The following is a 14856-nucleotide window of genomic DNA, read 5'->3' on the forward strand; positions in this document are numbered from 1 at the left end:
CAACCGTCAGTACACATCCCGGCCATAGCGTCCTTCCGCGTGCAGTTGCGTGAGGTACTCGCGCGCGCCGTCCTCATCCAGCCCGCCGTGTTCGCGGACCACGTCCAGCAGCGCGGCGTGCACGTCCTTGCCCATGCCGATCGCACCGCACACATACAGGTGCGCGCCGTTCTGCAGCCAGTCGTACAGGTCGCGGCCGCGGGTGCGCAGGCGCTGCTGCACGTAGACCTTGTCGGCCTGGTCGCGCGAGAAGGCCAGGTCCAGGCGATGCAGTTCCTTGCGGCGCAGCGCGTCCTGCCACTCGGTCTGGTAGAGGAAGTCGGTGTTGAAGTGGCGGGCACCGAAGAACAGCCAGTTGCGGCCGCCGGCGCCGACCTCGGCGCGCTCCTGCACGAAGGCACGGAATGGCGCCACGCCGGTACCCGGGCCGATCATGATGATGTCGCGGCTGCCGTCGGCCGGAACGCGGAAGCGTTCATTGGCCTCGACGAAGACCGGTACCTGCGCGCCTTCCTCCAGGGCGGCCAGGAAGCTGCTGGCCGCGCCCACGTGCGCCGCGCCATGGGCGTCGTAGCGCAGTTCGTCGACGGTGAGATGCACTTCCTCGCCCACCCGCTTGCGGCTGGAGGCGATCGAGTACAGGCGATGCGCGGCCGGGCGCAGGGTGCCGACCAACGCCTCGGCGCTCCAGTCCGCCGGCCAGCGGCGCAGCACGTCGACCAGTTGGTGGTCGTCGAACACGCGCGCCAGTTCGGCCTTGTGCTCGGGTTCGAGCAGCCGCCCCAGCTCCGGGTGCGCATTGCGCTCGGCCACGGTGGCCAGCAGCGGACGCGAGATGCGGGTCAGCTCACGGTGTTCGGCCAGCCACTGCGACAGCGGACGGGCCTGGCCGTCAAGGGCCACGGCCGTGTCGCCGTCCAGGCCGGTGGCGGCCAGCACGTCCTGGACCAGCGCCTGCGGATTGCGGTGGACGATGCCCAGCGCGTCGCCGGGCTCGTAGTGCAGGCCGCTGCCTTCCAGCGACAGTTCGACGTGATGCACACGCTTGTCGGCGCTGCCGTAGCGGGCATAGGCCGGCCCCTTGAAATCACGGCCGCTGATGACCTGGCGCGCCAGCAGCTCGGCGCTGAACGGGTGTTGTGCGTTGTAGGCGCTGGCATGGCGCAGCGGGGTAACGTTGCTCGGTGCCGGGCTGGCGGTTTCACCGAGGGTGGTGCGGGCATCGGCCAGGGCCTGGACACGCCAGGGCGCGGCCACCGCGTCGATGTCCAGGTCGGCTTCACCGGCCGGCTGCAGGCGTTGGGCGCCGAGTTCGGCCAGGCGGTTGTCCAGCTTGCGGGCGATGCCGCAGAACTCGGCGTAGCTGGAGTCGCCCAGGCCCAGGACCGCGTACTTGAGTTCGGGCAGCCTGGGCGCGCGCTTGCCGGCGATGAATTCGACCAGGCCGATCGCATCGTCCGGCGGGTCGCCTTCGCCCTGCGTGCTGATGACGATGTAGAGCAGGCGCTCGTTGGCCAGTTCGCGGGTGGGGTAGGCGTCGGCGCGCAGCAGGCGCACCGGCAGGCCGGCGGCCTCGACCTCGGCCGCCAGTTGCTCGGCGGCGCGGCGCGCATTGCCGGTCTGGCTGCCATAGACCACCGTCAGGCGTGCTGCTGCCGATTGAGCGGCGGGTTGTCCGCCGGGGATCACCGCCAGCGACGGCGGCGGGTGGCCCTGGGCCAGCCCGGCGGCGAAGCCGGACAGCCACCACAGGCTGTTGCCATCCAGCCCCTCCACCAGTCGCGTCAGCAGGACCCTGCGGTCTTCGGGCAAGGGGCTGGGAGGCGCGATGGCGGCGGTCATGTCCAGTCCGGTCTGATAAGGGATGACCGATGCTAGGTAAATGTTTCGTTCGCCAGAAAGGATGAGCGGTTATCGCTTCATGCCCTGCGTTTATTTCAGCCGTATGTGAGTCGGGCCCCACACTCGCCATCCAGCCTGGGCCCTGTCCGGGTACTGTGTAGCCCAGACCGGGCGTTGCCTCTGCCGACCACCTCGTGATGACCGCCAACAGATCCCTGTCCCACCTCGATCGGCTGGAAGCCGAGAGCATCCACATCCTGCGGGAAGTCGCCGCGGCCTTCGACAACCCGGTGCTGCTGTACTCGGTGGGCAAGGACAGCTCGGTGCTGCTGCATCTGCTGATGAAGGCGTTCGCGCCCGGCGTGCCGCCGATCCCGCTGTTGCACGTGGACACCCGCTGGAAGTTCCGCGAGATGATCGCCTTCCGCGACCGGCGCGTGGCCGAGACCGGCACCGAGCTGCGGGTGCATATCAACCCCGACGGCATCGCCCAGGACATCGGACCGGTGACGCACGGGCCCGGCGTGCATACCGATGTGATGAAGACCCAGGGCCTGAAGCAGGCGCTGGACAAGTGGAAGTTCGACGCGGCCATCGGCGGCGCCCGCCGCGACGAGGAGAAGTCGCGTGCCAAGGAGCGCGTGTTCTCCTTCCGCAACGACCGCCACCGCTGGGACCCGAAGAACCAGCGCCCGGAGCTGTGGAACCTGTACAACGCCCGCATCCACCCGGGCGAGAGCGTGCGCGTGTTCCCGCTGTCGAACTGGACCGAGCTGGACATCTGGCTCTACATCTACCGCGAGAACATCCCGGTGGTGCCGTTGTACTTCGCCGCCGAACGACCGGTGGTCGAGCGCGACGGCAGCCTGATCATGGTCGACGACGACCGCCTGCCATTGCAGCCGGGTGAGGTGCCGCAGCTGCGCAAGGTGCGTTTCCGCACGCTGGGCTGCTATCCGCTGACCGGTGCGATCGAGTCGGAAGCGGACACGCTGGAAAAGATCATCGCCGAGATGCTGGTGTCCACCAGCTCCGAACGACAGGGGCGCCTGATCGACCACGACCAGTCTGCCTCGATGGAGAAGAAGAAGCTGGAGGGCTATTTCTGATGAGCGCGGTCACCACTTCTTCCGATATCTCCACGTACCTGCAACAGCACGAATCCAAGCCGCTGCTGCGCTTCATCACCTGCGGCAGCGTCGACGACGGCAAGAGCACGCTGATCGGTCGCCTGCTGTACGAAAGCAAGCGCCTGTTCGATGACCAGCTGGTCGCGCTGGAAGCAGACAGCCGGCGCCATGGCACGCAGGGCGAGCGCATCGATTACGCGCTACTGCTCGATGGCCTGGCCGCCGAGCGCGAGCAGGGCATCACCATCGACGTGGCCTACCGCTACTTCGATACCGACGCCCGGAAGTACATCGTCGCCGACTGCCCGGGGCATGAGCAGTACACCCGCAACATGGCCACCGGTGCGTCCACCGCCGACGTGGCGGTGGTGCTGGTGGATGCGCGCAAGGGCCTGCTGGCGCAGACCCGCCGGCACAGCTACATCATCTCGCTGCTCGGCATCGCCCATGTGGTGCTGGCGGTCAACAAGATGGACCTGGTGGACTACGACGTCGACGTGTTCGCGCGCATCGTCCAGGACTACCAGGCACTGGCCGCGCAGCTGGGCATCGCCCACGTGCAGGCCATCCCGTTGTCGGCGCTGGAAGGGCAGAACCTGTCCGTGCGTTCGGCGCTGACGCCGTGGTACGACGGCCCGAGCCTGCTGGAGCACCTGGACACGCTCGTGCTGGAAGACCGTGATGCCGCCAGTGGGCTGCGCCTGCCGGTGCAGTGGGTCAACCGGCCCAATCAGGATTTCCGCGGCTTTGCCGGCACCGTGGCCGCCGGGCAGGTACGTGCGGGCGACGCGGTGGTGGTGTTGCCGTCGGCACGCCGCTCCACGGTCCGGCAGGTGCTTGGCCCGGACGGCCCGCTCGACGTCGCCACGGCCGGGCAGGCGGTGACGCTGACGTTGACCGACGAGGTGGATGTCAGCCGTGGCGACGTGATCGCCGCCGCCGACGATCCGCCGGAGGTGGCCGACCAGTTCGCCGCCCACGTGCTGTGGATGGATGATGCCGCGTTGCTGCCGGGGCGCCCGTATTGGCTGCAGATCGGCAGCCGCACCGTGGCCGCCAGCATCAGCGAGATCAAGCACCGCGTGGACGTGAACACGCAGGAGCACCTGGCCGCCAAGCGGCTGGAGCTCAACGAGGTGGGCTTCTGCAACCTGTCGCTGGATGAGCCGGTGGCTTTCGCGGCCTACGCGCAGAACCGCGCGCTGGGCGGCTTCATCCTGATCGATCGGCAGAGCAATGCGACCGTGGCCGCCGGTACGCTGGACTTCGCGCTGCGCCGCGCCGGCAACGTGCACTGGCAGCACTTGGACGTGGACAAGGCCGCGCGGGCCCGCATCAAGGGCCAGCAGCCCAAGGTGCTGTGGTTCACCGGCCTGTCCGGGGCCGGCAAGTCCACCGTCGCCAACCAGGTGGAGAAGCGCCTGCACGCGCAGGGCCGGCATACCTTCCTGCTCGATGGCGACAACGTCCGCCACGGGCTCAACCGCGACCTGGGCTTCACCGACGAGGACCGCGTGGAGAACATCCGCCGGGTGGCCGAGGTGGCGCGGCTGATGGCCGATGCCGGGCTGGTGGTGCTGGTCAGCTTCATCTCCCCGTTCCGGGCCGAGCGGCAGATGGCGCGCGAGCGTTTCGAGCCGGGCGAGTTCATCGAGGTGTTCGTCGACGTACCGCTGGAAGTGGCCGAAGCACGTGACGTGAAGGGCCTGTACCGCAAGGCGCGTGCCGGGCAGATCCCCAACTTCACCGGCATCGATTCGCCCTATGAAGCACCGGTGGCGCCGGAGCTGCATCTGCGGGCGGACCGTGAGAGCGTGCCGGCCATGGTCGAGCAGGTGTTGAAGGCGCTGGAGCAGGGATGAGGCAGCGGCTCAACAGGGCGCGGGCGGGCAGATAGGGCTGCCTGCCGTGCCTTCTCCCATTCATGGGGGAAGCCGGCCGAAGGGCGGAGGAGGGCGGGTGCCCGTTGGCCTTTCGGGGGAAGGTGAAAGGCCGCCCTCATCCGGTGCTGCGCACCACCTTCTCCCGTGGACGGGAGAAGGGAACAGCAACAGCAACAGCCAAAGCCAAAGCCAAAGCCAAAGCCCCCGTTCCCCCCCTAACGGCACATATCACCGTAACCGGCGGCCGCTAGACTGCTGGATCGTGTAAATGACGGGATTGTGTATGTTGCGGCGTTCTGCCTTCACCGTGGCTGGGGCCACTGTCCTGGCACTGGCCCTGGCCGGTTGTAACCGCAAGGGCGCTGAAACGCCACGCCAGGCCGGCGACGCCGTGCCGGTCACCCTCCAGGTGGTGCAGCCTTCGGCCTGGAATGACACGCTGCAGGCCATCGGCACCGCCAAGGCGCGCGAGTCGATCATCGTCACCGCCAAGGTCAGCGAGATCATCGACAAGGTGCATTTCGAAAGCGGCCAGCAGGTGACGACCGGTACCCCGCTGGTCACCCTGCGCGGCGATGCCCAGCAGGCGGCGCTGGCCCAGGCCCAGGCGACCTTCGCCGAGGCCGATCGGCTGTACCTGCGCCAGCGTGAGCTGGCCGCCCAGCAGCTGGTCGCGCATTCCACCCTGGACACCCAGAAGTCCATCCGTGACGCCGCCGAGGCGCGCGTGCGGCAGATGCGCGCGGACATCACCGACCGCCAGGTACGGGCGCCATTCGCCGGGGTACTGGGCATCCGCCAGGTCAGCCCGGGCTCGCTGGTCACCCCGACCACCGCCATCGCCACGCTGGATGACATCTCGCGCGTGCACGTCGATTTCCAGGTGCCGGAGGCCGAACTGGCGTCGCTCCAGCCGGGCGACAAGGTCACCGGCAGCAGCGTCGCCTACCCGGGGCGCAGCTTCGACGGCGAGGTGAGCACCGTCGATGCGCGCGTGGACCCGGGCAGCCGCGCGGTCACCGTGCGCGCCGATTTCGTCAACGCCGACCACGCGCTGCGGCCGGGCATGCTGCTGGACGTGCGGGTGTTCCGCCCCGAGCGGCAGGCGCTGGTCATTCCCGAGATCGCGGTGGTGCAGGTCGGACGGGATTCGTTCGTGTACCGGGTCAAGGACGATGCCAGCGTCGAGCGGGTTGACGTGCGGACCGGCACCCGCCGCGCCGGCGTGGTCGAGATCACCGAGGGCCTGAAGGCCGGCGAGCGCATCGTCGTCGATGGCACCGGCAAGCTGCGCCCGGGCATCCGGGTTGAGGATGCCCGGCGGCCGGCCAAAGCGGCGCCGGCCGCGGCCACCGGGGCGAAGGCCGGATGAAGCTTTCCGATCTTTCGATCAAGCGGCCGGTGCTGGCCGTGGTGATGAGCCTGCTGCTGGTGGTGCTGGGCGTGATGTCGTTCAACCGCCTGACCCTGCGCGAGCTGCCGGCCATCGACCCGCCCATCGTGTCGGTGTCGGTGGACTACACCGGCGCCTCGGCGGCGGTGATCGAAAGCCGTGTCACCCAGGTGCTGGAAGACGCGCTGGCCGGCATCGAGGGCATCGATACGATCAACGCACGCAGCACCAACGGGCGTGCCTCGGTCAGCATCGAGTTCACCGCCAACCGCGACATCGAGGCCGCCGCCAACGACGTGCGCGACGCGGTCAGCCGGGTTGCCGACCGCATGCCGGAAGAAGCACGCCCGCCGGAGATCGCCAAGGTCGAGAGCGATGCCGACCCGATCATCTGGTTCAACATGGCCTCCTCGGCGATGGATACGCTGGAGCTCAGCGACTACGCCGAGCGCTACGTGGTGGACCGCTTCTCCAGCATCGACGGCGTGGCACAGGTGCGTATCGGTGGCCGCCAGCGCTACGCGATGCGGATCTGGCTGGACCGCGACCAGTTGGCCGCGCGCGGGCTGACCGTCAACGAGGTCGAAACCGCGCTGCGCAACGAGAACGTCGAGCTGCCGGCCGGCCGCATCGAGTCGGCCGACCGCGACTTCACCCTGCGCGTGGAGCGCAGCTATGTCGCGCCGGCCGACTTCGCCAGCATCCCGCTGGGCAAGGGCAACGATGGCTACGTGGTGCGCCTGGGCGACGTGGCCAAGGTCGAGCTGGCCTCGTCCGAGCGCCGCGCGTACTACCGCAGCAATGGCGAGCCGGGCATCGGCCTGGGCATCGTCAAGACCTCCACCGCCAACGCGCTGGACGTGGCCCGCGCCACCCGCGCCGAGGCCGAGCGCATCGCCCAGACCCTGCCCAAGGGCACCCAGATCTTCGTCGCCTTCGACAACACCACCTTCATCGAGGCGGCGGTCGAGCGCGTGTACTGGACGCTGGTCGAGGCGATGCTGCTGGTGCTGGCGGTGATCTGGCTGTTCCTGGGCAGCCTGCGCGCGGCGCTGATTCCCGCGGTGACCGTGCCGGTCTGCCTGGTGGCGGCGTTCATCGCGTTGTTTGCGTTCGGGTTCTCGATCAACCTGTTCACCCTGCTGGCGCTGGTGCTGTGCATCGGCCTGGTGGTCGATGACGCCATCGTCGTGGTGGAGAACGTGCAGCGCCGCATCGACCTGGGCGAGCCGCCGCTGGTGGCCGCGCGGCGTGGCACCGCGCAGGTAGCGTTCGCGGTGATCGCCACCACCGCGGTGCTGGTGGCGGTGTTCCTGCCGGTGGGCTTCCTGGAAGGCAACACCGGCCGCCTGTTCCGCGAACTGGCGGTGGCGCTGGCCGCGGCGGTGGCGTTGTCGGCCTTCGTCGCGCTGACGCTGACGCCGATGATGGCCTCCAAGCTGCTCAAGCCGCACAGCGAGCAGAAGCCCGGCCGCATCAACCGCTTCGTCAACCGCGAGCTGGAGCGCGTCTCGGCCGCCTATGGCCGGGTGCTGGACCGCCACGTGCAGCGCACCTGGATCTTCGGCGTGGTGATGCTGGCCGCGCTGGGTGCCAGCTGGGGCCTGTTCAAGCTGTTGCCCTCGGAGCTGGCGCCGGCCGAGGACCGCGGCTCGTTCCAGATCATGATCGACGGCCCGGAAGGCGCCGGCTACGACTACACCGTCGGCCAGGTGCAGCAGGTGGAGCAGATCGTGGCGCGTTTCGTCGGCCCGGAAGAGCCCATCGTGCGCGCCAATCCGCGCGTGCCCGGCGGCTGGGGCAACAGCGAGGAAATGCACACCGGCCGCATCAGCGTGTTCCTGCAGCCGTGGCGCGACCGCCACGAGGCCACCAGCGACGTGGCCAACGACCTGCAGAAGGAACTCAACGGCCTGAGCGGCGTGCGCGTGCGCACGATGGTCGGCGGCGGCCTGGTGCGCAGCATGGGCCAGCCGTTCCAGATCGTGCTTGGCGGCCCGGAGTACGCGGAGATCGCGCAGTGGCGTGACCGCCTGCTGGCGCGCATGGCCGATTACCCCGGGCTGGTCGGTGCTGACTCCGACTACAAGGAAACCCGCCCGCAGATGCGCGTGAACATCGACCGCCAGCGCGCGGCCGACCTGGGCATCTCGGTCACCGCCATCGGCCGCGCGCTGGAAACCATGATGGGCTCGCGCCGCGTCACCACGTTCGTGGACAACGGCGAGGAATACGACGTGCTGGTGCAGGCCGGCCGCGAGGGACGTACCTCGCCGGCGGACCTGTCGGCCATCCAGGTGCGGGCACGCTCCGGCGAACTGGTGCCGCTGTCCAACCTGGTCACGCTCAGCGAAGTGGCCGAGGCCGGCAGCCTCAACCGCTTCAACCGCCTGCGCGCGATCACCATCAGCGCCAACGTCGCCCCGGGCCACACGCTGGGCGAGACCATCGCCTGGGTACAGGACGTGGCGCGCGAGGAACTGCCGGAGTACGCGCAGATCGACTGGAAGGGCGAGTCGCGCGAGTACCAGAGCACCGGCAGTGCGGTGCTGCTGACCTTCGGCATGGCCTTGCTGGTGGTGTACCTGGTGCTGGCCGCGCAGTTCGAGAGCTTCATCCACCCGTTGGTGATCATGCTGACCGTGCCGCTGGGCGTGCTCGGCGCGTTCCTGGGCCTGTACATCAGCGGCGGTACGCTCAACCTGTTCAGCCAGATCGGCATCGTGATGCTGGTGGGACTGGCGGCCAAGAACGGCATCCTGATCGTGGAGTTCGCCAACCAGCTGCGCGACGAGGGACGCAACGTGCACCAGGCCATTGTCGAATCGTCGGTGGTGCGCCTGCGCCCGATCCTGATGACCTCCATCGCCACCGTGGTCGGTGCCATCCCGCTGGTGCTCGCCGGCGGACCGGGCTCGGCCAGCCGCGCCACCATCGGCATCGTGGTCATCTTCGGTGTCACCGTGTCCACGTTCCTGTCGCTGTTCGTGGTGCCGGCGTTCTACGCGTTGCTGGCCCCGTACACACAGTCGCCGGAGACCGTGGCCAACGAGCTGGAACGGCAGGAGCGCCAGACCCCGCCGGTGGGCGGGCATGCCTGAGCCGAGCAGCGTCGGGCATGAATGGGGCGGTGTCCGCACCGCCCGGTGATGATCCGTGCCGCGGCGGCAAGGGGGCTGCCGCAGCCGGGGGGATGTTCAAGCAGGGATGCGCCGAGTACGGCACCGACCGTCGATCGGTGCCCAGGGATGGCCAGCGGTATGACATGCGTTGCGGCTCCCGGCTTGGGAGTTTGCCGCAATTGGCCCGATAGGCGTGCACAGCACGGCTCAATCGTGGAAGAATCGGTCGGTCCCGGGGCCCGGGGCGTGATCACTTTCAGCTTTCCGGGGAAATACGTGGAATCCATCGTCGAATACATCAACGGCATCATCTGGAGCAACGCCCTGATCTTCATGTGTCTGGGCGCAGGTCTGTGGTTCACCCTCCGTACCCGTTTCATGCAGATCCGCGGCTTCGCGGAAATGTGCCGGCTGACCGTGCGCGGCCAGAAGTCCGAAGCTGGCGTGTCCTCCTTCCAGGCGCTGGCCATGTCGATGGCCGGGCGCATGGGCATCGGCAACATCGCCGGCGTGGCCACCGCCATCGCCTACGGCGGCCCCGGCGCGATCTTCTGGATGTGGGTGATGGGCTTCCTGGGCGCCTCCACCTCCTACGTCGAGTCGACGCTGGCCCAGATCTACAAGGTCAAGGACGGCGAAGGCCGCTACCGTGGCGGCCCGGCGTATTACATCGAGAAGGCCATGGGCCTGAAGTGGTACGCGGCCGCCTTCGCGCTGGCCACGGTCGTCGCCGCGGGCTTCCTGCTGCCGGGCGTGCAGGCCAATGCCATCGCCGACAGCGCGGTGGCGGTGATGTGCTCCGGGGCCGATGCCTGTGCCTCGATGGGCGGCGCCAGCAGCATGAAGCTGTGGATCGGCATCGCCGTGGCGGTGCTGCTGGGCGTGATCATCTTCGGTGGCGTCAAGCGCATCGCCAGCTTCGCCGAGGTGGTGGTGCCGTTCATGGCACTGGGCTTCATCCTGATGGCCATCGTGGTGATGATGCTCAATGCCAGCAAGGTGCCGACGATGTTCGCCGACATCTTCTCCAGCGCCTTCGGTGCGCACGCGGCGTTCGGCGGCATCATCGGCCAGGCCATCGCCTGGGGCGTCAAGCGCGGCATCTACGCCAATGAGGCCGGCCAGGGCACCGGCCCGCACGCCGCCGCCGCCGCCGAGGTCTCGCACCCGGCCAAGCAGGGTTACGTGCAGGCCTTCGCCATCTATTTCGACACCATGCTGGTGTGCACCTCGACAGCGTTCCTGGTGCTGTCCACCGGCATGTACAACGTGTTCCGCGAAGTCACCGTCGACGGGGTGCAGAAGCTGGAGGCCATCGTCACCGGCGTGCCCGGCGTGGCCCCGTCCGAAGGTGCCTTGTTCACCCAGGCCGCGGTGGAGTCGGTGATGCCGGGCTGGGGCGCGGGTTTCGTGGCGCTGGCGCTGTTCTTCTTCGCCTTCACCACCATCATGGCCTACTACTACATGGCCGAAACCAACCTGACCTACCTGGCCGGCAGCAACCGCACCCATCCGGCGGCCACGCTGGTGCTGCGCCTGGGCATCATGGGCATGGTGGTGTTCGGCGCCTTCCACAACGCCAAGATGGCGTGGGCGCTGGGCGACATCGGCGTCGGCCTGATGGCCTGGTTGAACGTGATCGCGATCCTGATCCTGCAGAAGCCGGCGATGCTGGCGCTGACCGACTACGAGCGGCAGAAGAAGCAGGGCCTGGACCCGGTCTTCAACCCGGATGCACTGGGCATCAAGAACGCCGACTTCTGGCGCACCAACAAGTAAGCGAGTACTCAAGCAGTGAGCAACCCCTGGAACAACCGACGCCCGTCCTCCCGCCCGCCGCGCGCGACCCCGTTGCCGGCCAGCCCGCGCGATGGCGCAGGGGCCGGTGGCCCGCCGGTGCGTGGCAGCGACGAGCTGCGCCTGTATGGCTTCAACGCCGTGCAGGCCATGTTCGCCCGCCGTCCGCAGGCGTTGCGCAAGCTGTACCTGGCCGAGGACATGATCCCGCGGCTGCAGCCGGTGCTGAAATGGTGCGTGGCCAACCGCGTCGGCTACCGCGTGGTGGGCGATGGTGATCTGAACAAGCTCGCCGCCACCACCCACCACGAAGGCGTCGTCGCCGACGTGGTGCGGCAGGAGCCGCTTGCGCTGGCGGCGTGGCTGGACACCTTGGCCGACGGCCCGGCGCTGGCCCTGTGGCTGGATGGCGTGGGCAACCCGCACAACTTCGGCGCGATCCTGCGTTCGGCGGCGCATTTCGGTGTGTCGGCGATCCTGCTGCCGGCCGAGTCCACGCTGGCGTTGTCCGGTGCGGCGGCACGCGTTGCCGAAGGCGGCGCCGAGGCGGTGCAACTGGTCCGCCTGCCGGCCCTGCCGCAAGCGCTGGCGCAACTGCGTGGCGCCGGTTTCGGGTTGGCGGCCACGTTGGTCGAGGGGGGCGAGAACCTGTTCACCACGGCGCTACCGGCGCGCATGGTCTACGTGATGGGCGCCGAAGGCGAAGGCATGGACCGCGATTTCGCGCAGGGCTGTGACCTGCGCCTGTCCATCCCCGGCACCGGCGCGGTGGAAAGCCTCAACGTGGCCTCGGCTACCGCGGTGTTCCTGTCCAGCTGGTGCAGCCGTCACGCCAAGGCGTGATCGGTGCGATCCGGGTTGAACGACAAAGGCGCCGACGGCGCCTTTGTCGTTCATGGTAGAGCGGAATCACGCTCCACTGAGGCCTTGCAGGGAATAGCCCTGCCGGGCACGGCTCGGCACCCCGTGCAACGAAAAGGCGCCTTGCGGCGCCTTTCCGGTCACGGCCCGGGCGATCACTCGCGCGGCGGCACCACGTCCTTGGCCTCGCTGCCGAAGCTGCCTTCCGATTCGGCGGCCAGGTAGGCGAATACGGTGTAAGCGGCCACGTTCTGCGCCAGCGCCTTCGGGTCGATCTTGTCCAGGGTGTCGTCCGGGGTGTGGTGCAGGTCGAAATAATCGGTCCCGTCCTGCGCCAGCCAGGCCCAGGCGCCGCCCTTGGCCGCCAGCGGGCCGACATCCGGGCCCGGACCGCCCTTGCCCGGCTGGTACTCGATGCCCAGCGGTGCCAGTGCTTCGGCGATCTGGCGGGTGGCCTCGCGCGAGCCCTCGGCATTGCCCGAGCCGGTGTTGAACGCATAGATGCGGCCCGCGCCGAAATCGCTTTCGGCCGCGATGTGCTGCTGCACGATCTCGCCGGCCTGCACGCGCGCGGCAGCGTAGGCCTTGCCACCGTGCAGCCCCTGTTCCTCGTTGGCGAAGGCGATGACGCGGATGGTGCGCTTGGGCGCCTGCTTGAGCTGGCCGATCAGGTGGCCGGCCGCCATGGTGATGCCGACGCCTGCGCCGTCATCGATCGCGCCGGTGCCCAGGTCCCACGAATCCAGGTGACCGCCGATCACCACCACTTCCTTGGGCAGGCTGCGGCCGGTGATCTCGCCGATCACGTTCTGCGAGGTGTAGCTGCCATCCCAGCCGCAATCCAGCGCGATGCGGATGCGGGTGGCACCGCGCGCGACCAGCCGGTTGAGCTGGTCTGCATCCGGGCCGGACAGCGCGGCCGACGGTACCGGCGTCAGGCCTTCATCGAAGCGGGTGATGCCGGTATGCGGCATGCGGTGCGAATCGGTGCCGGCCGAACGCATGATGTAGCCGATCGCGCCCTTGCGGATGGCCTCGGACGGGCCGCGGCTGCGCACGGTGCCGCCGATGCCGTAGTCCTCGCCACTGCGGCTGCGGTTCATGGTGAAGTCGACGTAGGCGATCTTGCCCGCCAGCGAACCTTCCGGTGCGGCCTTCAGGGCATCCAGGCCTTCGAAGCGCACTACTTCGGCTTCGACCGTTCCGGCCGGGCTGCCGCCCAGGGCGGTGATGGTCAGCGGTTGCGGATGCGCGCCGAGTACCGAGGCGTGTTCACTGCGACGCTCCCACTTCGGGAAGGTGACCGGCTCGGTCCAGACCTTGTCGAAACCCAATGCCTTGAACTTGGCCTTGGCCCATTCCACGGCACGGGCATCGGCTTCGCTGCCGGCCATGCGCGGCCCGACTTCGGTGGTCAACGACTCCACCACCTGCCAGCCGGTGGTGTCGGCCAGCGCCTGTTCGCGCAGCTGCGCGGCGGTGCTGATCGCCGCATCGGGGATGCGGGTCGGGGCGGGGGCGTTCGTCGCGCCGGCCGTGGCGCACAACAGCAAGGTGGCAAGGGCGAGGGCAGTGCGACGCATGGGTTCCGCTCCGAGGTAAAGAATCACTGACTTTAGCAGCGTGATCCGGCCGCCGAATGTGCCGGTTGGGGGGGGGATGGCGGCGCTGCCTGGCGCAGTTGGAGCGTCACGATGTGAACCGCTGCCCAGAACGTTCGCTACGCAGATGCGGATGAGCCAGACTTCAGGAGTTTTCCCGCTGCGCCGCGCCATGTCCGCGGGCGAGCCTACGCGACCACCGATGGGGTGGATGAGCGCGTAGCTGGAGCAAGCATGAAGTGGCAGCACAGGATGGCAGCCCCGTTGTTCTCGATGGCCCTGATGCCGGCGGTGGCCCTGGCCCAGGAGTCACCGCAGGATTCCCAACAGGCCCGTTTCACCGGGCCACTGATCACCTCCAACCCGGCGGCTTATACGCCCGGGCATTTCTATCTGCAGCCCTATCTGATCAACACGCGCCAGCGCGGGTACTACGATGGTCAGGGCAATCGCTTCGGGTTGGGCGAGCACGGCAGCGACCTGCAGCTGAACCTGCTGGCCGGTTATGGCATCAGTGAGCGGCTCACCGGGCAGCTCTCGCTCAGTGCCGGGCGGGCACGCATCGGCCAGCAGCGCGCCGATGGGCTGCGCTTCGGCGACAGCACGCTCAAGCTCAACTACGTGCTGCGCCCACGGGCGGCTTCGACGGGTGACATGGTCATCAGTACCCAGGTGAGCCAGACGCTGGCCACGGGCAGTTACGACGAGCTTGGCGGCAATGCCCTCAATGGGCGTGGCAACGGCGCAAGGCGCACCGCTCTTTCCCTGGTGGGCCAGCAATGGTTGCCGATGTCCAACGGCCACACGCTGCGGTGGCGCTGGCAGGTGGGCTGGAGTCCGTCGCCTGGCCGCGTCGACGTGGAGGGAACCAGCGTGTTTGGTACCGGGGATGCCTTCCGCGGCGCGATGCGCCACGGCAGCAACACCAGCGCCGCGGTGGGGTTCGAATACAGCCTCAGCCCGGATTGGGCACTGGCGTTGGACGTCACCGCCTCACGCGACGGGCGCGCGGTGTTGCAGGGGTGCCATGCCCCTGCGCAGGGGCGTTGCGTCCAGGGGCAGCGTCGCACCGACCCACGCAGCCGCAGTTTCAGCGCGGCACCGGCCATCGAATACATCCACAGTGATCGGGTGGGCTTCCTGCTCGGGGCCGAGATGTCGCTGCCGGGCGGGCGCAACAGCGCGTCGTTCGTCAGCCCCCAGTTCTCGGCGATGCTGACCTTCTGA

General features: G+C 68.6%; 9 protein-coding genes. 7 read left to right on the plus strand and 2 right to left on the minus strand.

Annotated features, from left to right (window positions below):
* Positions 1 to 6: 6 nt before the first annotated feature.
* On the minus strand, positions 7 to 1842 hold the full coding sequence (locus VA603_RS13845) for an assimilatory sulfite reductase (NADPH) flavoprotein subunit (protein WP_323439196.1): 1836 nt from the start codon (positions 1840 to 1842) through the stop codon (positions 7 to 9).
* A 197-nt stretch (positions 1843 to 2039) separates the two neighbouring features.
* On the opposite strand from VA603_RS13845, the gene cysD reads away from it, so the two are divergent.
* The 6 genes from cysD to VA603_RS13875 all read left to right on the plus strand — a co-directional run bounded on the left by cysD (position 2040) and on the right by VA603_RS13875 (position 12010).
* Entirely contained in the window at positions 2040 to 2951 is a 912-nt protein-coding gene (gene cysD / locus VA603_RS13850; protein ID WP_323439197.1) for a sulfate adenylyltransferase subunit CysD, read from the plus strand.
* Entirely contained in the window at positions 2951 to 4834 is a 1884-nt protein-coding gene (cysN, locus tag VA603_RS13855) for a sulfate adenylyltransferase subunit CysN (RefSeq protein WP_323439198.1), read from the plus strand. The genes cysD and cysN overlap by 1 nt, the downstream gene beginning before the upstream one ends.
* 304 nt (positions 4835 to 5138) lie before the next feature.
* Positions 5139 to 6227 (plus strand): efflux RND transporter periplasmic adaptor subunit, encoded by a 1089-nt coding sequence (locus tag VA603_RS13860; protein ID WP_192287478.1) that lies wholly within the window; start codon positions 5139 to 5141, stop codon positions 6225 to 6227.
* Positions 6224 to 9349 carry an efflux RND transporter permease subunit gene (locus VA603_RS13865; protein WP_323439199.1) on the plus strand — a complete coding sequence of 1042 codons (3126 nt, stop codon included), beginning with the start codon at positions 6224 to 6226 and terminating at the stop codon, positions 9347 to 9349. The genes VA603_RS13860 and VA603_RS13865 overlap by 4 nt, the downstream gene beginning before the upstream one ends.
* Positions 9350 to 9703: 354 nt before the next feature.
* Positions 9704 to 11149, plus strand: coding sequence for an alanine/glycine:cation symporter family protein (locus tag VA603_RS13870; protein ID WP_425603738.1), 1446 nt, complete (start codon positions 9704 to 9706; stop codon positions 11147 to 11149).
* A gap of 15 nt (positions 11150 to 11164) precedes the next feature.
* Complete coding sequence (locus VA603_RS13875) at positions 11165 to 12010, plus strand: TrmH family RNA methyltransferase (RefSeq protein ID WP_132865407.1); 846 nt, start codon at positions 11165 to 11167, stop codon at positions 12008 to 12010.
* Between the two features lie 173 nt (positions 12011 to 12183).
* Here the strand turns inward: VA603_RS13875 and VA603_RS13880 are convergent, their stop codons facing one another.
* A complete protein-coding gene (locus VA603_RS13880; RefSeq protein ID WP_132865406.1) occupies positions 12184 to 13611 on the minus strand; it encodes a M28 family peptidase in 1428 nt (475 codons plus the stop codon).
* Between the two features lie 252 nt (positions 13612 to 13863).
* Here VA603_RS13880 and VA603_RS13885 point away from each other — a divergent pair, with 252 nt between their 5' ends.
* Positions 13864 to 14856 carry a hypothetical protein gene (locus VA603_RS13885; RefSeq protein WP_323439200.1) on the plus strand — a complete coding sequence of 331 codons (993 nt, stop codon included), beginning with the start codon at positions 13864 to 13866 and terminating at the stop codon, positions 14854 to 14856.

The organism is Stenotrophomonas capsici (genome assembly GCF_034961085.1).
Taxonomy (GTDB): domain Bacteria; phylum Pseudomonadota; class Gammaproteobacteria; order Xanthomonadales; family Xanthomonadaceae; genus Stenotrophomonas; species Stenotrophomonas capsici.

Bases quoted from the DNA above. Each gene is read 5' to 3' on its own strand.
- VA603_RS13860 (WP_192287478.1), top strand. From the start codon at position 5,139: ATGTTGCGGCGTTCTGCCTTCACCGTGGCTGGGGCCACTGTCCTGGCA.
- VA603_RS13880 (WP_132865406.1), bottom strand. From the start codon at position 13,611: ATGCGTCGCACTGCCCTCGCCCTTGCCACCTTGCTGTTGTGCGCCACG.
- VA603_RS13865 (WP_323439199.1), top strand. From the start codon at position 6,224: ATGAAGCTTTCCGATCTTTCGATCAAGCGGCCGGTGCTGGCCGTGGTG.
- VA603_RS13885 (WP_323439200.1), top strand. From the start codon at position 13,864: ATGAAGTGGCAGCACAGGATGGCAGCCCCGTTGTTCTCGATGGCCCTG.
- cysN (WP_323439198.1), top strand. From the start codon at position 2,951: ATGAGCGCGGTCACCACTTCTTCCGATATCTCCACGTACCTGCAACAG.
- VA603_RS13870 (WP_425603738.1), top strand. From the start codon at position 9,704: ATGTGTCTGGGCGCAGGTCTGTGGTTCACCCTCCGTACCCGTTTCATG.
- cysD (WP_323439197.1), top strand. From the start codon at position 2,040: ATGACCGCCAACAGATCCCTGTCCCACCTCGATCGGCTGGAAGCCGAG.
- VA603_RS13845 (WP_323439196.1), bottom strand. From the start codon at position 1,842: ATGACCGCCGCCATCGCGCCTCCCAGCCCCTTGCCCGAAGACCGCAGG.